The following is a 19286-nucleotide window of genomic DNA, read 5'->3' as shown; positions in this document are numbered from 1 at the left end:
GGCCATATCGATCAATGGAATTCTTTCGCTCGGGCGTTACTACATGATTCAAGCAGCCACGATGGACCAACAAAGCTTCCGCAAGCTGTTGAGCCGCAATATAGGTCTGCCCCTGGGGGTGGGCTTGCTGGGAGCCGTGGCGTTCGTCGCGGTCATCTACTACCTGCTGTCGGCCATGCAGTGGGTCGAGCATACCGACCGGGTGATCGGCAACGCCAATGAAACGCTGAAACTGTCGATCGACATGGAAACCGGCATGCGCGGCTTCCTGATCACCGGTGACGAGCGCTTTCTCGACCCCTACGAGGTCGCCAAGCCGCGCATCTCCAGCAGCTTGCGCAGCCTGCGCGGCCTGGTCGAGGACAACCCCCAGCAGGTCGACCGTATCGACCGGCTGATTGGTCTGCAGCAAGCCTGGAATGATTTCGGCGCTGAAATGATTGCGTCGCGTCGTGCCCAAGGCGATTACCAGACGGCCCTTACCAATGGACGCGGGAAGCGCATCACCGACCAGATCCGGAGCGAGTTCGAAAACTTCGTCGCCACCGAACAGCAACTGCGCATGGCTCGCAACGAAAAAGTCAGCGCCGTGACCACGTTCGTCATCTCCGCCTTCGTCCTGCTGATCGTCGGTCTTTCGGTGCTGTTGGCTTACCTCGGTCGGCGCGATCTGCTGGCGCTGTCGACCAGCTATGTGGAAAACCTGCAGGCCCAGCAACGTTCGGCGGCGGGCCTGGAGCACCAGGCCTGGCTGCGTAACGGCCAGACCCAACTGGCTGAGCAGGTTCTGGGACAGTTGACCCTGCCGATGCTCGGCGACAACATCCTGCGCTTCTTTGCCGGCTACCTGGGCAGCGTGGTCGGGGCTTTCTACGTGCGTGATGAGCATGGCTGTCTGCGACGCGTCGCCAGTTATGGTCTGGATGCCCAGGAACAGGCGCGCGAGCAGGTACTGGGTGAGCATGAAGGTTTGCTTGCCCAATCGGTACGCCAAGGCAGGCTGATCGAACTTGACGGTGTCCCCGACGATTTCTATCCGCTGAGCTCCGGCCTTGGCAGTGGCTTGCCGCGCAGCGCCCTGGTGGCACCGGCGGCCCACGATGGCCAGGTCAATGGCGTGCTCGAACTGGGCTTCCTGCGCCCGTTGCAGGCTCGCGACGGCGAGTTGCTCGAGCACGTCGCCGACAACCTCGGTACCTCCATCGAGAGCGCCCGTTATCGCCAGCGGCTGCAGGAAGTGCTGGCCGAAACCCAGCAGCTCAACGAAGAACTGCAGGTTCAGCAGGAAGAGCTCAAGACCGCCAACGAGGAGCTCGAAGAGCAGTCCCGTGTGCTCAAGGAGTCCCAAGCCCATCTGGAGACTCAGCAGGCGGAGCTGGAGCAGACCAACGAGCAACTGGCCGAGCGTACCGAGGCACTCGACCGCAAGAATGGCGAGTTGAGCCAGGCCCAGCAGGAACTGCAGGCTCGCGCCGACGAACTGCAGCGTTCGAGCAAGTACAAGTCGGAGTTCCTTGCCAACATGTCCCATGAGCTGCGTACGCCGCTCAACAGCTCGTTGATCCTGGCCAAGTTGTTGGCCGAGAACGGCGAGGGCAACCTCAGCGCCGAACAGGTCAAGTTCGCCGAATCCATCTACTCGGCCGGTAATGACCTGCTCAACCTGATCAACGATATCCTCGACATCGCCAAGGTCGAGGCCGGCAAGCTCGAGATGCGCCCCGAGACCACTCAGCTCGAGCGTCTGGTGGAAGGGCTGCGGGGCATGTTCCTGCCGTTGGCCGAGCACAAGGGGCTGGCGTTCGAGGTCACGGTCGATCGCCAGGTGCCGGCCACTTTGTTCACCGATCGCCAGCGCCTGGAGCAAATTCTCAAGAACCTGCTGTCCAATGCCATCAAGTTCACCGAGCGCGGGCAGGTTAGCCTGAGCATCAGCCATGAGCCTGCCAACGGTATCGTGTTCGCCGTGCGCGACAGCGGCATCGGCATCGCTCCCGACCAGCAACAGGCCATCTTCGGTGCCTTCCACCAGGTCGATGGCACCAGCAACCGCCGTTATGGCGGCACGGGCCTGGGCCTGTCGATTTCCCGCGATCTGGCCCATTTGCTGGGTGGCCAGATCAGTGTGCAGAGTGCGCTGGGCCAAGGCAGCGTGTTCAGCCTGGTGGTGCCCGAGCGCTATGAGGTCCAGGACGAGGAGGTCGAAGCGCTCAGCCTGCGTCCGGCCGTCGACAGCCTTCCTCCGCCTCCTCAAGCCGCACCGGCGGTGCCGATGCGCCTGGCTCCGACGTTCGCCGATGACCGCGAGCGGGCGCCGTTCGCCAATCGCTGTATCCTGGTGATCGAAGATGAACCGAACTTCGCCCGCATCCTCTACGATCTGGCACACGAGCTAGGCTACAGCTGCCTGGTGGCCCAGGGCGCCGATGAAGGTTTCGAACTTGCCGCGCAGTTCGTCCCTGATGCGATCCTGCTCGACATGCGCCTGCCTGATCATTCCGGCCTTACCGTGCTGCAGCGCCTCAAGGAGCTCGCCGGCACCCGACACATCCCGGTGCATATCATCTCCGTGGAAGATCGGGTCGAGGCGGCCATGCACATGGGGGCTGTCGGCTACGCGGTGAAACCCACCAGCCGCGAGGAGCTCAAGGAAGTGTTCGCGCGCCTGGAGGCCAAGCTGACCCAGAAGCTCAAGCATATCCTGCTGGTGGAAGACGACGACCTGCAGCGCGAGAGCATCGCCCGCCTGATCGGCGACGACGACATCGAAATCACTGCGGTGGCGATGGCGCAGGATGCGTTGGCGCTGTTGCGCGAGAACATCTACGACTGCATGATCATCGACCTCAAGTTGCCCGACATGCTGGGCAACGAGTTGCTCAAGCGCATGACCGCCGAAGATATCCGCGCCTTCCCGCCGGTGATCGTGTACACCGGACGCAATCTCACCCGGGAGGAAGAAGCCGACCTGCTCAAGTATTCGCGCTCGATCATCATCAAGGGCGCACGCTCGCCGGAACGTCTGCTCGATGAGGTAACGTTGTTCCTGCACAAAGTCGAATCGCAGCTGTCCCATGAACGCCAGCGCATGCTCAAGACTGCACGCAGCCGCGACAAGGTGTTCGAGGGGCGGCGCATCTTGCTGGTCGACGATGACGTGCGCAACATTTTCGCCCTCACCAGCGCCCTGGAGCACAAAGGGGCGATCGTCGAGATCGGTCGTAATGGCCGCGAGGCGATCGAGCGTCTCGAGCAGCACGAGGACATCGACCTGGTGCTGATGGACGTGATGATGCCGGAGATGGACGGCTTCGAGGCTACCCGCTTGATCCGTCAGCAACCGCGCTGGCGCAAGCTGCCGATCATCGCCGTGACCGCCAAGGCGATGAAAGACGACCAGCATCGTTGCCTGCAAGCCGGTGCCAATGATTACCTGGCCAAGCCGATCGACCTGGACCGCCTGTTCTCGTTGATCCGCGTATGGCTTCCGCAACTGGAGCGAATTTGACTAGCGAACGCAACACCGATATCGAGATTCGCTTGCTGATCGAGGCCATATACCTCAAGTACAGCTACGACTTTCGCAATTATTCCGGCGCTTCGATCAAGCGCCGGATCGCCCATGCCTTGCGTCAGTTCGACTGCCGCACGGTATCGGCGCTGCAGGAGCGGGTGCTGCACGATCCGAGTATGTTCATGCAATTGTTGCAGTACCTGACGATCCCGGTCAGCGAGATGTTCCGTGACCCCAGCCACTTCCTGGCGCTGCGCAACGAGGTGGTGCCGCTGCTGCGCACCTGGCCATCGATCAAGGTGTGGATCGCCGGCTGCAGCACGGGGGAGGAGGTCTATTCGATGGCGATTCTGCTGCGCGAAGAGGGTCTGCTCGAGCGCACCATCCTCTACGCCACCGACATCAACCCAAGCTCGCTGGAAAAGGCCAAGCAGGGCATCTACTCGATGCAGAACATGCAGCAGTATGCCGAGAACTATCGCCTGGCTGGCGGCCGGCGCGATTTCGCCGAGTACTACACCGCCGCCTATGGTAGCGCCATCATGGACAGCAGCCTGCGCGACAACGTGACCTTCGCCGATCACAGCCTGGCCACCGACAGTGTGTTCTCGGAAACTCAGCTGGTTTCCTGTCGCAACGTGCTTATTTACTTCAACAAGGCACTGCAGGACCGCGCCTTGGGCCTGTTCCACGAATCGTTGTGCCACCGCGGCTTTCTTGTCCTGGGCAGTAAGGAATCGGTGGACTTCTCGTCCTACCATGACCGCTTCGAGCCTTGGGTCAAACCCGAACGGATCTTCCGCAAATCATGAACACTGTACGAGCGGTGGTCATCGGTGCCTCGGCGGGCGGCGTCGCAGCGCTGTTCAAGGTACTTGGCGGGTTGCCGATGGGCTTCGCCCCGCCGGTGCTGTGCGTGCTGCACCTGCCGGGTGACCGCCATAGCCAGCTTGCCGAGGTGCTGCAACGACGCCTGCGCCGGCCGGTGCGCGAGGCGCGCGACAAGGAGCCGATCGAGCCCGGGCTGATCTATGTGGCAGGCCCCGGTTATCACGTCTCGGTGGAGCACGACCTGACCTTCTCGTTAAGCCAGGAGGACCCTGTGCATTTCTCCCGACCGGCCATCGACTTTCTCTTCACCTCGGCGGCCGACGCCTATGGCAGCGACCTGCTCGGCGTATTGCTTACCGGTGCCAACGAGGACGGCGCCGAAGGCCTTGCCTACATCCACAGCCAAGGGGGCCGGACAGTGGTCCAGGACCCCGACGACGCACAGGTCTCGCTGATGCCGGAGGCCGCACTGGCCCTGCACCAGCCGGACCTGATCCTGACCCTGAGTGGTATCGAGCGTTTGCTCTCGACCTTGGAACCCAGCGCATGCCAAGCACCATCCTCGCCAAACTGCTGATCGTCGACGATCTGCCGGAAAACCTGCTGGCTCTCGCCGCCCTGATCCACGGCGAGGACCGCGAGGTGCACCAGGCACAGTCGGCTGAGCAGGCCCTGTCGCTGCTACTCGAGCACGAGTTCGCCCTGGCTATTCTCGATGTGCAGATGCCAGGCATGAACGGCTTCGAGCTGGCCGAGCTGATGCGCGGTACGGAAAAGACCCGGCACATTCCCATCGTCTTCGTCACCGCCGCCGGGCGTGAAATGAATTACGCCTTCAAGGGCTACGAAAGCGGCGCGGTGGACTTCCTGCACAAGCCGCTGGAGACCTTGGCGGTCAAGAGCAAGGTCACCGTGTTCGTCGAACTCTATCGCCAACGCAAAGCCCTGGATCGCCAGTTGCAGGCGTTGGAGCAGAGCCGCCAGGAGCAGGAACAGCTGCTTGCCCAGTTGCAGGTGGCGCGTGGCGAATTGGAGCACGCGGTGCGCATGCGCGACGATTTCATGTCGATCGTCTCCCACGAAGTGCGCACGCCATTGAATGGACTGATTCTGGAAACCCAGTTACGCAAGATGCACCTGGCGCGCGGCAACATCGACGCTTTCAGTCAAGACAAGCTGCAGGCCATGGTCGAACGGGACGAGCGCCAGATCAACAGCCTGATCCGGCTGATCGAGGACATGCTCGATGTCTCGAGGATCCGCACCGGCAAATTGTCGTTGCGGCCCAAGGCTTTCGACCTGAGCCAACTGGCGCGTGGCCTGGTGGAGAGCTTCTCGGCCCAGGCCGCGGCGTTGGAAACCCAGATAGAATTGCAGTCCTGTGAACCGGTGGTGGGGGAGTGGGACGAGTTCCGTATCGAGCAGGTGCTGGCCAATCTGCTGTCCAATGCCTTGCGCTATGGTGAGCGCAAGCCGATCCAGGTTCGGGTGTTCGAGCGCGACGCCATGGCTTGGGTGCAGGTGCAGGACCAAGGCATCGGCGTCAGTGCGGCCAACCAGCAACGGATCTTCCAGCAGTTCGAGCGGGTCGCGGCTCATCAGGCCAGTGGCGGTCTGGGTCTTGGACTGTACATCTCCGAACAGATCGTCCACGCCCATGGCGGGTGCATTCAGGTCGACAGTACCGAAGGCGAGGGCGCCACGTTCAGCATTCAGTTGCCGTTGGCGAACAGCACCGAACAAAACGCCCAGGCGCGGGCAACCTCTGCCTGAACCTGGGGTCAGATGGCCAACTTCGAGTTTTTCAAGGCGTTATCATGAGTGAAGATGCACAAGATGTAGTGTTGGTTGTCGAGGACGAACCGGCCATTCGCATGATCCTGCGGGACTACCTGGCAGGGGTGGGCTACCACGTGTTGGTGGCCGAGGACGGCGAACAGGCGTTTGCGATCCTGGCAAGCAAACCTCACCTGGACCTGATGGTCACGGACTTTCGACTTCCGGGGGGCATTTCGGGCGTTGAGATCGCTGAGCCTGCGGTAAAGCTGCGCCCGGACCTCAAGGTCATTTTCATCAGCGGCTATCCGGCGGAAGTGCTCGAGTCCGGCAGCCCGATCACCCGCAAGGCGCCGATCCTGGCCAAGCCGTTCGATCTCGATACCTTGCACGAGCAGATTCAGGCGTTGCTGCGCTGAGTCTGACCGGCACGGCTCGGCAGGGTGCGCTCGATGCTCACCGTCAGCAGGCTCTCCATCAAGTCCAGCGCCTGCTTTTGCGGCAAGGCGTGCAACATCCCTGGCAATTGGTTCAACAATGTCGCCAGTACTTGCGCGGTAGTCTCCAGCGCCGCTGCGTCCAGCGTCGTCCGTGGCGCCAGCAGACACAGCAATCCAGCTTCGTAGTGCTTGCGCTGCAGCGTCAGGCACGCTTGCTGCGCCTGACTCAAGCAGCAGAAGTCGCGCTCGGCCAGGCGAAATTGCAGCGGCCGCTCGGCATGCAGTTGCCAGTGCGCGGCAATCAGGCATGACAACGCCGAACCTCCGCGCGCCATGGCCCTGCGCCCAAGCTCCAGGCTGGCCTGGAGCTCTTCGTAGAGCTCCTCGATCAGGTCGAACAATAGCTCCTGCTTGCTCGGAAAATGGTGGTAGAGCGACCCGGCCGTCAAGCCGACATGCGCTGCCAGTTCGCGCATGCTGACCTGGCCGAAACCCTTCTCGGCGAACAGCGCCAGGGCCCGGTCGCGTCGCTCTTCGAAGTTGGCACAGCGCGGAGCGGTATTGGCGGCGGGCATGGCGCTCTGACCTCAGTAGGTGAAGAAACCGCGGCCGCTCTTGCGGCCGAGCCAGCCGGCCGCGACCATTTCCTTGAGCAGCGGCGCAGGACGGTACTTGCTGTCGTTGTAGCCCTCATGGAAGGCCTCCATGATTGCCAGCAAGGTATCCAGGCCGATCAGGTCGGCCAGGGCCAGCGGGCCGATCGGCTGGTTGCAGCCCAGGCGCATGCCGGTGTCGATGTCTTCGGCGCTGGCCAGGCCTTCCTGGCGCACGAAGATCGCTTCGTTGATCATCGGCACCAGGATGCGGTTGACCACGAAGCCAGGGCGGTTGCCCGCAGTGATCGGAGACTTGCCGAGCTTCTCGGTCACCAGCAAGGCCTGGGCGTAAGTCTGGTCGCTGGTCTGCAGGCCGCGGATGATCTCGACCAGCGCCATCATCGGCACCGGATTGAAGAAGTGCACACCGATGAAGCGCTCGGGGTGCTCGATGCTCGCCGCCAGCTGGGTCACCGATAGCGAGGACGTGTTGGTGGCGATCAGGCACGTGGCCTCGACGTTGGCCGCCACCTGCGCCAGGATTCGCTGCTTGAGCTGCAGGTTTTCCGTCGCTGCCTCGATCACCAGCTGCGCACCGGCCAGCTGGGAATAGTCGGTGCTGGTGCGGATACGGGTCTTGGCCACCTCGGCGAGATCGGCACCCAGCGTGCCCTTGTTGACCTGACGCTCGAGGTTCTTGCTCAAGGTGGCGACGCCACGTTCCAGCGCTGCGTCGGACACGTCCACCAGCAGTACCTGATAGCCCGCCACCGCACACACCTGAGCAATGCCGTTGCCCATGGTGCCTGCGCCAATCACTGCGATCTGTTCAATGCTCATGTCGTCGTCTCTCTCAAACGCGCTCGAAGACCACGGCGATGCCCTGGCCGCCGCCGATGCACATGGTGGCCAGGGCGTAGCGGCCCTGGATACGCTGCAGTTCGTGGATGGCCTTGGTGGCGATGATCGTGCCGGAGGCGCCGACCGGGTGGCCGAGGGAGATGCCGGAGCCGTTCGGATTGACCTTCTGCGGATTGAAATCCAACTCGCGAGCCACGGCGCAGGCCTGGGCGGCGAAGGCTTCGTTGGACTCGATGACATCCAGATCGGTTACGCTGAGACCGGCCTTTTTCAGCACGGCACGGGTCGCCGGAATCGGCCCCAGGCCCATCAGTTCCGGCTCGACGCCAGCATGGGCGTAGGCCACCAGGCGTGCCAGTGGCTTGAGGCCGAGGCGGCGCACCGCTTCAGCGCTGGCCAGCATCAGACCGGCGGCGCCATCGTTGATGCCGCTGGCATTGCCGGCGGTCACGGTGCCGTCCTGCTTGAACACGCTCTTCATGCCGGCCAGTTGCTCGGCGGTGACATCGCCACGGACATGCTCGTCGACGCTGAACTCAATGGTCCCCTTACGGTTTTTCAGTTCGATCGGCACGATCTGGCTGGCGAAGCGTCCTTCGGCGATGGCCTGGGCGGCGCGGCGCTGGCTGGTGAGCGCCAGTTCGTCCTGCATCTGGCGAGTGATGCCATGCTTGGCCGCGACGTTTTCCGCGGTGATCCCCATATGGAAATGCTCGAAGGGGTCCTGCAGGATGCCGACGGTGTAGTCGATACCCTTGAGGTCGCCCATGCGTGCACCCCAACGTGCCTGGGGCAGCAGGTACGGACCGCGGCTCATGGATTCGGCACCGAGGGCCAGCGCCACTTCGGCATCGCCCAGCAGCAGGCACTGCGCTGCCGAGACGATCGATTGCAGGCCCGAACCGCACAGGCGATTGACATTGAATGCGGGGGTGTCTTTCGGGATGCCGGCGTTCATGGCTGCCACCCGGCTCAGGTAGGCATCGCGGGGTTCGGTCGGCATCACGTTGCCCATTACCACATGGCCGACTTGCGCGGCTTCCAAGCCGGAGCGCTCGATGGCGGCACGGGCCGCGAGGGTGGCCAGATCCGCCAGAGGCAGGTCCTTGAGTGCGCCGCCAAAGCTGCCAATGGCAGTGCGCACGGCACTGACGACGTAGATTTCCGAGTTGTTCATAGGAGCTCCGAATGCGAAGGCGTGGCGGGACCGACCCAGGCTCTGCGAGAATGGCGGATGTCCCGAAGTGTGGTCTGAGTCTAGGCAAAGCCCAAGTTGGCGCCTATGTCGTAACTGCTCAGCCACCGTGGCACTTTTTACCACTCGATCCCAACAGCGAAGCCTGTCATGCGCGAAAGCGATTCGGTCGCCGTGTACTTCCTCAATGCCATGTTCCACGCGCTGCGCGACCGTCCTGAAGTTCGCGATGCGCGTCTGCGCGCGGTCGGTATCGACCCGAACGTCATGGCCGACCCCCTGGCCCGGGTGCCGGCCCAGGCATTCGCCCGGTTGTGGCTGGACATGATCCATTTGCTCGACGATGAATTCTTCAATCTCGACAGCCACGGCATGCCACTGGGCAGCTTCGCTCTGATCTGTCGTGGTCTGATCCTCGAGCCGAACCTGGAAAAGGCCGTGCGCCAGTGCATCGGTTCCTTCGCGCTGTTCCTGCGTGACTTTGAGGCGGGCGTGACGGTGCGTGGCGGGCGTGTGGTGATCAGTGTGCAGTCGCACATCGCCGACCCTTTGACCCGGGTGTACGCGGAGGAAACTTATTTAGCGTTGGTCGTCAGTCTGCTCTGTTGGCTGGCCGGTCGACGCATCGCCATCGATCGCACCGAGTTCGCCTTGGCGCGCCCGGCCCAGGAGGACGACTTGCTGTTGTGGGGGCCGGACCTGCGTCTGGGCAGCGGACGCACCGAGGTCGAGTTCAGCAGCGATTACCTGAGACTGCCGGTGGTGCAGGACCTGGCGGGCCTGAAGAGCTTTCTGCGCACAGCGCCCCAAGGCCTGGTGATCCGCTTTCGCAACCAGAACGACCGGGTCGCCGAGGTATATCGCCACTTACGTGCACGGCGCTACGGCCAATGGCCAACGCTGGCCACCCTGGCCGAGCAACAGGGCCTCAGTGCCAGCACTTTCCGCCGTCAGCTGGAGCGAGAGGGGCGCTCGTACCAGCAGATCAAGGACGAAGTACGCCGCGCGATGGCCTTCGAGCACTTGCGTGAGGGTGTGTTGAGCATTGCCGAGATCGCTGAGCAGACCGGTTTTCAGGAACCCAGCGCATTTCACCGGGCGTTCAAGAAGTGGACCGGGCACAGCCCTGGTAGTTATCGGGCGCGGTTGCTCGGGCGCTGAACATTGCTTCGCAGGCCAAGGCTGTATTCAGAAGCGTGTGGTGCTGACGGTGATGTAGCCTTGATCGGCCAGGGTGATGCGGATCACTGTCTGGTCATCGGCCACCTTGCGCTTTTCCTTTATCAGCACGCCGTCGACTGCAATGCTGCGCAAGCGTTGGGGGATGGCGCGGCCGCAAGCATCGAAGAATACTTCACTGGCCAGTAACTCGATGCGCTCGATCAGTTGGCGGGTACGTTCGTCGGTGACGCAAAAGAACATCACGCCTGACCAGTGAGGGTCTTCATCGGGATTGCTGACGTCGTGTGCAAGCAATTCGCGTAGATTGCTGCGCAATTCGGCTATCGAGCGGTTGTGGGGGTGCATGCGGGCCTCCTCTGGATTGCGAGCTGGCGCCGGGCCGCTGTATCCCTGCGGCCTCGCGTCATCCAGAGGCGATGATGTTTTTTGCAACGATGGGCGACAAGTACGTCGCGTCCGAAAAACCTGAAGGAAAAGTCCGAAAAGGATTTGAGTCCTTGTGCTGGTTCGCTTGGAGGCTCCAGGCCAAGCAGTCGAGCGCCGCTTCAGCGGCGCTCGACCTCGTTAGCGCAAAAGAACAGCGACAATACCCTTAACGGCCCGCTACTGGCTCGTCCTGCGAAAGTATCGCTTGGGCCAGTTCTTCGTCACTGGCCTGCAGGCCTGGGTTGTCCTTGCGCACTTGTTCCAGTGCGGATTCGACATACGCGCCACGAATCTTCCCACCGCTGGCGACGAAAGCCGACAGTTCGTCACGGGCAGGGATGATGCGCTTGTCGTCCTTGAAGGTCGAATACAGCGAAGCCGAAACACCGGCCGAAGTGGCGACATCGCCTGCATCGACGCGGGCCAGTGCGGCACCGGCCGGAAGCAGGAGCAGCAGTGCGGGGGCGAGCAATAGGTGGCGCATGTTGGATTCTCCAGGAATGTGAGGCCAGATTGGTTACCGCTCATTACATGAGAGAGCTGGAATCGTTGCGGAGTTCCCTGCGCCATTCCCGGCTGACCTCCCTTCCGGCCCGCGGATGGCGTTGCGCCGCGGCAAAAGTGCGGACTTTGCGGTAAATAAACTTACGGCTTGTTTCTGGGGGTATCTTTTCCTATCTGGTAGATATACCAGGTTCGACTGAAAACTTGCATCGGTAGTATTTGTTCGGGTGTTCGGTGCTTCACGCTGAATATCACTGTCGATAACTTACCGAGAAAAGAAGACTATGTCCGATACCTACTCCCAAGAAAATATCTCTAAAGTAAAAAAAGCGGGATTCGAATCATTGGCCGCGATGGCGGAACTGTCGACTGCCGAACTTCAGTCCGCTTTGGAAGCGGATGCGCCTATCGATGATGTTCAAGTCGAGGTGCTACACGCCGACGCGAGCGATGCCCGTGACAATGCGTTGATCATGGAAAAGAAAGTGCTGACCCATGCTTCGCCACTGTTGCCTACAGTGATTCAGCAGACCCCCGATCCTCACACTTCCAATTACCTGGATCTATTCGGTAACCGCGCGATCCGCTATGCCAGCCCGAGCGATGTCGCTTCGAAATTCTCGCCTGCCGCCTATCTGGTGCAGTTGTATCACCATGCGCAGTCCCTTTATCCCAAGGAGAGCGCTTGGCACATAGATACGCGTCGCCCGGACCTGAAGACGCTGGTGCTCAGCCAGACCAACCTGGATGCGCCGGTGAGCGCACTGAGCCTGTCCAACGATATTCTGTTGGACAAGGCCATAAGCCTTGTTGAAGAAGGCAATGAAAGTGCAGTGCTACGCGGGCTTGCCGATGATTTGGCTAACAGTTGCCTGCCCTATCATCATCATTACGGCAGGCTGCGCGCGGTGTTGACCCACAAGAGCCCCGATCTGCAGTATCTGAGGGAGGCACCGCTGGTCTTGCAGAAAATTCCCAAGGGCTCCCTGGCGAGCATCCACTATGATATTCCGCCAGCCTTGTACCAGTTTCTCATCGACCCCATCAACGACGACAACGCCAGCGAAAAGTTTACCAAATATTTTCCTGAGACAAGCCCTGAGACGATGATGCATCCGTACCAGCTTCGAGCCTGGTCGGGTTTGTCGGATGCCGAGTTGCAGGATTTCATGGGATCGCTGGACCACTCGGAATATGTTGACAATACTTTGAATGTCCGGCTTGACGGCAAAATAGTAAAGCTGACTGTCGAGGCAGTTAGAGACCAGGGGCGCGTTGAATTTTTACGGCTATATCCGATTGGTAATGATCGCTGGGAAGTTGCGGTAAAGTATAAAAAAATTGTCAAAGGTTATGACTGGTTTCGAGTTAGTGAGTTCAACGGTGAAGCAAAATATTGGGCAAAGCTTTCGTCGTCGGACCATGGCGACGAAACGTTAATTGAGGGTAAGGAGTACAGGACGACTTTTAACTATGCCTATGATCTCCTAACCGAACCTTTCATCGTCGAAACCCAGTGCGGTGCGTCAAAATATTATACTTTCATGCACCGCTTCCATTTTGAACGCATAAGCCCAGCCCTGTATCTGCTCAGGTTGTATAAGCTCATCTGTCTGCACAAAGCCACGCAACTCCCCCGCCGTGTGCTCGAAGACATCATAGACAGTGTCGATCCCAAGCAAATTACCGAAGACACGCTGGCAGTCCTGTTCCAGTCGGCCCAGTCGGTACGTGAATACGGTATCTCCCATGAAGACGCACTGCTGCTGGCGGGCGGGGACATCTCGACGACTGCCCGCCAGGGCGAGACCAGCCAATTCGATCGGCTTTTCAACAATCCTCCCTTGGTGCCTGGAGGTTTCCTGTTTGACGAAAAGCCGGTGTCTCTGAACCCGAATTTGGCGCAACAGAAGGATGGCAACGCACTGGCCACTTTGCGAAGAGCTTGTCAGGTGGACGAGGAGGGGCTAAACGAACTCGGTTTGTGTTTGGCTGCAGCCGAGGGCGCAACCGTCTCGGTCCGAAAGACAAAAAGCCAGGTTTCCAGACTTTATACCCTGAGCCTGTGGGCACGCCTGCACCGTCTGAGGCCTGCCGAGTTGCGCCAACTGCTGACCTTGATCGGGTTGCCGGACAGGCTTTTCAACGAGTCGGCGGATGACTGGCTGCAATTGTTGCAAAAGCTTTCGGCAGCCGTGAAGTGGTTGGCCAAGCGCAACTGGACGGTACATGACCTGCACTTGATGACACGACCGGTAACCGACATCGCCGCCAGTGCCCAGATCCTCAACCTGCAGCGCGACATGAAGGCCGCGCTCGATCGCGTCCAACTGCCTGATGCGCCCTCGGATGCCCTCTGCCTCGAAGCGTATAGGCGCGCCCTTGCTCCGGTGATCGCCTCTACGTTCAATCTTGGCGCCGAAAAGGCAGCGCTGGCGCTGTTGCAGTGGGCCGACCAAGGTGAACCGGGTGGTCTCACTCTGTTGAGCGCCTGTACCACCTTGCGTGAAAACGATGCTGCGGTGGGTCTTGCGGGTCTTACTGCCTTCATTTACGGCCTGGCACAAAGGGCGTTGATAGTGCATGCCTGCGACGTGGGCGCCGATCCCCTGGACATGCTGGTGAAAAGGCCTTGGCGACTGATGGGTGCCCCGCAAAGCGAAAGCGAGCGCGTAACCGTACTGAAGCTCTCGCTGGACACGGTCACGGCCTTGGCCGACTTCAGCGACTGGTTAAAGCATCTGCCCGATCCGGAGGGTGCCGGGGGCGCATTGATTGCGGCCCTGAGCGCGGAGGAGGATGTAACGGTAGATATTCTGGCCAAGGCCAGTGGCATGGCGCCGGCAGCGCTTGCCCAGGCAGCGGAACAAGCGCAACAGTGCAAACAGGTGAAAGATGCGAAGAAGCTGTCCCACTGGGGCGAAATCGATGCGTTGCGTCAGTGGACCGGGCTGGCCAGTGCGCTGGACGTGATGCCTGTCGCGCTAGGCGATCTGCTGAAACTGAATTTCGCGAAGTCAACAAACAGCAAGGAGGACTGGGCTTTGTGGGCCAAAGTGGCCAATGCATTCGTGGCCGGCCTGAACGCTTCGCGAATGGCGCAGGTCCAGTCCGAAGTGCTTGCCCCCATGAGCCATGCGCTGAGCGGATTCGTCGCTGCCCGAGAAAAGCTGACCCGTGACCGGCTCGATCAGTACCTGCTGCTCGATACTGCCAATGGGTCGCAGGTCATCACCTCGCGTATAGCCGAGGCAACGACGGCGGTGCAAGCGTTCATTCACCGCTGCCTGACCCAGCCGGAGGACAAGTCGGAATTGGTCAGCGAGGTCGTGAGCCGCGATTTCTTCCGTGACTGGACACGTTGGAACGCCCGCTATGCCACCTGGTCTGCCGGGCAGATGCTGATGTACTACCCGGAGAACTACATCGACCCCATCGTGCGGATCGGCCAGACCCAGGCCATGGACGACATGCTTCAAGCCCTGGGGCAAGCACAGATCAACCACGACACGGTCGGCGATGCGTTCCAAGGCTATCTCAGCGCCTTCGAGCAGGTAGCGGACCTTGAAACCGTCAGTGGGTATCATGACAGTCGTAAGGAAGACAGTGGTCGATCTTATTTCGTTGGGCGTGGTCGGGGCACAGTGGGTGAGTATTGGTGGCGTACGCTAGACGAAAGCAAGCGGGGCGTGGATGGAGTGCTGCCGGCCAACGCATGGAGCAGTTGGACCAAGATCGACCTTACTCCCCAGGTAGTGGGAGGCCTCATTCGGCCAGTGGTGTTCCGCGAGCGCTTGTATCTGGGCTGGGTGGAGCGCGAGAGCCAGGTCATTGACCGCGATGAAAAGGGTGCACCGAAAACCACCGTATCGCGTTGGTCTTTCAAGTTGTCGTGGCGGCGCTACGATGGCAACTGGAGCACTCCACTGGCCTACCCTATCGACATCCATGGGGCCATTGAGGAGCAAGACCTTGCATTGCTGCTCTGCGCCAGGCCTGGACGTAACTGCCTGACGATGGCGCTCTACAGCCGTAAAGGTGATCCGCAACCGCGTAACGTCAGACTGCCGGGGCTTGAAATTCATGACGATCTGAAGTCGAAGCCGATAGAAATAGCGCCTGTCGTTACCCGGGTCAAAGAATGGCTGGACACCGAGCGCCATGTCGGCATGTGCGCAATCTATGACGAAAGCAGCGATCCGGTAATCCAGCCGGGTATGTTGCCGGCGGCGGGGTCGGTTCCACCCACAGGTTTCTCGGTATTCTCCACCAGGCTGTCTCAGCAGCCACAGATCCACTTGGATGATCATTGCCAGAATTATGAACTGACCTTCGGTTGCACATTGGACGTTGATGCTCAACGGCCCCGTTTTCCCAACAAATGGGCAACAGCTTTGGTGACGCGTTATCCGGAATTGGCCAACGATAACTCGATGTGCGAGATGCTGGTCGATAGCCCGCATGGTGCTGCCATCTCGCGCTCAGAAGGCAGCGCGCGGTATGTGTACTTCTGCGTGAAAGCGTGGCATTTCCGAGAGGCGGTGTTCGGCTCTGACTTCGTAACGAGCGTCAGGGATCATCATCATAAAAAAAGCGCTGACATCGAGGATGTCCTTGATGATACCGGTCATTATCGCTGCATGAAGTTTCAGGTGAACATGTCTCTTAGTTTAGCGTCTGCGAGCGTTGATTTCCAAGGAAGGTTTTCGGTTGTCAATAAAACATATAGCTTGCTTCAGTTGCTGAACGCTGTGCCCAGCTCCGTCAGGAAACTACAGCCGAGTTCCTATGTAAGGAGGATGGGGATAGTTCCGGCTTCGCAGGTGTCGTGCACCGTCTACAGCGCTGACCGCAGTCACTTCTATACCAGTAAAGCGACGCGAAACTACGACCCTTTCGAGAGTAGCTACTCGATTCACTTCAATATCCGCGCGCCCATCGGGAGTATGGCGGATTGGAAAGATACGGACGGAGCCGCGCATAAAGTCCGGTTCCAATTTGGCACCGGTAATTATCGCGACTACTTGATTCATGTTAACAAGGCTCCGGATAATCTGCGCACCGCTGTTATCGGCGCCACAGCGGATGGCGCCCAGTATCTAGAACGCAGGGGTTGGGTCACTCGGCTGAACACGCTGTTTGCTCGTCAGTTGACCGAACGAGCGGTTTCCGGCCTGGACCAGATCCTCAGCTACACCACCCAGAATCTGTCCGAGCCGGGCATCGGTGTGACGGCGCGCCTGACGCTGCCTAACTACATCGAGAAGTCCCACGGCAACCGTAGCGTCGAGATCGTACTGGCTCACGCGAGCAAACAGCATACGGTGCTGTGGAAAGGGACGCTCAGTGATGAAGCGGAGACAGTTGCGGATGTGACGTTCGCTTCGGGTGCAACATATCAGGAAACCAAGCGCTACTATCTGCAAATTCGCTACCACAAGCAAAAGCACAACACTGAAAGGCAGTCGATCATCATCGACAGTTCCGATCTGAAAGTGCTGCAGAGTTCCGACACAGACCTGGCCGGCAATGGCACGCTGAGCAAGAACAATGTCAAGACTGTGGAGGTCATGCCACGCGGTGCGCCGGTGCCGATGGACTTCACCGGCGCGAACGCGCTGTATTTCTGGGAGTTGTTCTACTACGCACCGATGATGGTGATGCAGCGGTTCCTCCAGGAAGAACGCTACGACCACGCTGAACAATGGCTCCGTTATATCTTCAACCCACTGGGTCATGTCAGTGGGGCTGGGCACACCTCGCGCATGTGGAACGTACGTCCTCTGGAAGAAGACACTTCGTGGAACGATGAGCCGCTGCGTTCGCTGGACCCGGATGCCGTGGCCCAGAACGATCCGATGCATTACAAACTCAATGCATTCATGCGGCTGTTGGATATCAATATCGGCCGTGGCGATGCCGCGTATCGCAAGCTGGAACGAGACAGCCTGGCGCAGGCCAAGATGTGGTACCAGCGAGCCCTGGAGCTGCTGGGGGACGCGCCCTGGACGCCGCCGGCAACCGGTTGGAAAGAGCCATTGCTGGGGCAACTGGCTTCGTCCGAAGCATGCAACCGACGGCTCGACCAGTTGGAGTGCCTGACGCGTGGCGGGCAGAGCACCGCAGGCAAGGCGTCTGGGCAGGTGGATTTCCTGCCAGAAGCCAACCGGGTGATGTTGGGCTATTGGGAAACCCTGCGCCTGCGGCTTTACAACCTGCGCAACAATCTGAGCCTGGATGGCCAGCCTTTGAACCTGCCGTTGTACGCCGAGCGCGCCGACCCCAAGGCAATGCTGGCCGCGGCAGTCGCTGCCCAGGCTGGAGGCGAGGGGACGCTGCCTGAGTTCAACGATGTACCGGCCCTGCGTTTCACCCACCTGCTCGACGGCGCTCGCACCATGGTCAGCCAACTGATCCAGTTCGGCAGCACCATGCAGGGCATTCTCGAGCGCCAGGACGCCGAGGCGCTGGCCAGCTTGCTCACTACTCAGGGCGCGGAGCTGGCGCAGAACAACGTGGCGCTGTTCAAGCAGAAGCTCAACGAGCTCACTGCCGAACGCGTGACCCTGGAGAAATCGCTGGAAACCGCGACGTTGCGACGTAACCACTATCTGGATCTGTACGAAGAGGACATCAGTAGCCGAGAAATGCACGCACTGAACCTGCAGACCGCCGCCGGAACGATATCAGCGGGTGGCAGCCTGCTCATGGCGGCGAGTGCTCTGTTCGATACCGCTCCAAACGTTTACGGTATGGCCAACGGAGGCCATAGGCTTTCCGCGCCGCTGAAAGCAGCATCCCACGGCGCTGAAGTCTACGCCAGGATTCAGACCATCGCGGCTTCGCGGATCAGCCAGGAAGAAGCCTATCGACGCCGGCGCAATGATTGGAATTATCAGTGCAAGACGGCAGAAAAAGACATGGCGATGATCCAGGCGCAGCTCGAAGCCTTGGACGTGCGTGAAACTTCCGCCCAGATGCAGCTTGAGCTCCTGCGTACGCAGTCTGCCCATGCCGAGGCGCAATTGGCCCTGCACCATGGCAAATTCACCGGCAAGGCCATGTACAGCTGGCTGCGCGCCCGCCTGGCGAGCATTTTCTACACCTACTACGACCTTGCGGTGACTCGCTGCCTCATGGCGCAGAAAGCGCTGCAATGGGAGATGGACGACCCCACCACCACCTACCTGCGCACCGGCACCTGGAATGGGGCGTGGGCCGGCCTGCTGTGTGGCGAGGGATTGATGCTGGCGTTGGGGCAGATGGACAACGCCTGGACCCAGTGGCAAATGCGTGAGATGGAAGTCACCCGCACCGTTTCGTTGGCCAAGCTCATGCGCGGCAATCTCAAGGTGGGTAAACAGGACGTCACCCTGGGTGAGGCGGTCAAGGCGCTCATTACCGGGAAAACCGTGGATGTCGATGCCAGCCTGGCACTGTGCGAACTGTCCATGACTAGCGAAGGCTTGTTGTCGATCCAGGTTGGCCTCAAATCGCTCAACCTTGCGGCGGGCTTCGAACAATCCAAATCGCGGCGTATTCGCAGCATCGCCGTCACCCTGCCTGGGTTGATGGGACCGTACCAGAACGTGCATGCACGGCTCACGACCTCTGCCAGAGGCTTGCCGATCGGGTGCAACCAGAGCGCCATTTCCCATGCCGTCAAGGACACCGGGTTGTTCAACGAGCTCAATGGCTATCCGTTCATGCGCCAGGGCGCCCAGTTGTTGCCGTTCGAAGGGCTGCACATCCCGGCGCGGGCCGATGCTAACGAGACCTCGCTGACACTGGAGTTCCGAAGTGCCAACAAGGACCAGAAGGCCCTCCTGGAGAGCCTGAACAACATCATTCTGGACGTGCAGTTCACCGTTCGCTGAAGCCTGGGAGGGTGCGCCCGTGCCCTCCCGCTCATCTCTTTCAATGCTGGCTGTCCCGCTGTCGCGGGATGGCCGCAAGGAGCA

General features: G+C 60.4%; 12 protein-coding genes. 7 read left to right on the top strand and 5 right to left on the bottom strand.

Going from position 1 to position 19286, the window contains the following annotated elements:
- The first annotated feature begins 43 nt into the window (after positions 1-43).
- Genes KY379_RS17375 through KY379_RS17355 form a run of 5 tightly spaced genes read left to right on the top strand, consistent with a single transcriptional unit; the run spans position 44 to position 6540 of the window.
- Complete coding sequence (locus KY379_RS17375; protein WP_261240350.1) at positions 44-3508, top strand: response regulator; 3465 nt, start codon at positions 44-46, stop codon at positions 3506-3508.
- A complete protein-coding gene (locus KY379_RS17370) occupies positions 3505-4326 on the top strand; it encodes a CheR family methyltransferase (protein WP_133326666.1) in 822 nt (273 codons plus the stop codon). Before KY379_RS17375 ends, KY379_RS17370 begins: the two co-directional genes overlap by 4 nt.
- The gene (locus KY379_RS17365; protein WP_133326664.1) at positions 4323-4922 is read left to right on the top strand and encodes a chemotaxis protein CheB; all 600 of its coding nucleotides are present in this window, start codon (positions 4323-4325) and stop codon (positions 4920-4922) included. Before KY379_RS17370 ends, KY379_RS17365 begins: the two co-directional genes overlap by 4 nt.
- Positions 4892-6118 carry a hybrid sensor histidine kinase/response regulator gene (locus KY379_RS17360; RefSeq protein ID WP_133326662.1) on the top strand — a complete coding sequence of 409 codons (1227 nt, stop codon included), beginning with the start codon at positions 4892-4894 and terminating at the stop codon, positions 6116-6118. The genes KY379_RS17365 and KY379_RS17360 overlap by 31 nt, the downstream gene beginning before the upstream one ends.
- A 44-nt stretch (positions 6119-6162) precedes the next feature.
- Complete coding sequence (locus tag KY379_RS17355; RefSeq protein WP_133326660.1) at positions 6163-6540, top strand: response regulator; 378 nt, start codon at positions 6163-6165, stop codon at positions 6538-6540.
- Here the strand turns inward: KY379_RS17355 and KY379_RS17350 are convergent.
- The 3 genes from KY379_RS17350 to KY379_RS17340 are packed head-to-tail and all read right to left on the bottom strand — an operon-like array spanning position 6522 to position 9195.
- A complete protein-coding gene (locus KY379_RS17350; RefSeq protein ID WP_261240353.1) occupies positions 6522-7136 on the bottom strand; it encodes a TetR/AcrR family transcriptional regulator in 615 nt (204 codons plus the stop codon). The two genes, KY379_RS17355 and KY379_RS17350, sit on opposite strands and share 19 nt — an antisense overlap.
- A gap of 12 nt (positions 7137-7148) precedes the next feature.
- On the bottom strand, positions 7149-7997 hold the full coding sequence (locus KY379_RS17345; protein ID WP_133326656.1) for a 3-hydroxybutyryl-CoA dehydrogenase: 849 nt from the start codon (positions 7995-7997) through the stop codon (positions 7149-7151).
- 13 nt (positions 7998-8010) lie between these two features.
- Entirely contained in the window at positions 8011-9195 is a 1185-nt protein-coding gene (locus tag KY379_RS17340; RefSeq protein ID WP_261240355.1) for an acetyl-CoA C-acyltransferase family protein, read from the bottom strand.
- 168 nt (positions 9196-9363) lie between these two features.
- On the opposite strand from KY379_RS17340, the gene KY379_RS17335 reads away from it, so the two are divergent.
- A complete protein-coding gene (locus KY379_RS17335) occupies positions 9364-10374 on the top strand; it encodes an AraC family transcriptional regulator (protein ID WP_261240356.1) in 1011 nt (336 codons plus the stop codon).
- Positions 10375-10401: 27 nt separating this feature from the next.
- Here the strand turns inward: KY379_RS17335 and KY379_RS17330 are convergent, their stop codons facing one another.
- A complete protein-coding gene (locus tag KY379_RS17330; RefSeq protein ID WP_133326650.1) occupies positions 10402-10740 on the bottom strand; it encodes a hypothetical protein in 339 nt (112 codons plus the stop codon).
- A 247-nt stretch (positions 10741-10987) separates the two neighbouring features.
- Complete coding sequence (locus KY379_RS17325; RefSeq protein ID WP_261240359.1) at positions 10988-11305, bottom strand: DUF2388 domain-containing protein; 318 nt, start codon at positions 11303-11305, stop codon at positions 10988-10990.
- 304 nt (positions 11306-11609) lie between these two features.
- Here KY379_RS17325 and KY379_RS17320 point away from each other — a divergent pair, with 304 nt between their 5' ends.
- Entirely contained in the window at positions 11610-19202 is a 7593-nt protein-coding gene (locus KY379_RS17320) for a neuraminidase-like domain-containing protein (RefSeq protein ID WP_306466503.1), read from the top strand.
- The last annotated feature ends 84 nt before the right edge of the window (positions 19203-19286 follow it).

The sequence above is a fragment of the Pseudomonas sp. HD6422 genome (assembly GCF_025377065.1).
GTDB lineage: Bacteria > Pseudomonadota > Gammaproteobacteria > Pseudomonadales > Pseudomonadaceae > Aquipseudomonas > Aquipseudomonas putida_U.
This window is presented reverse-complemented; position numbering and strand designations above follow the sequence as displayed.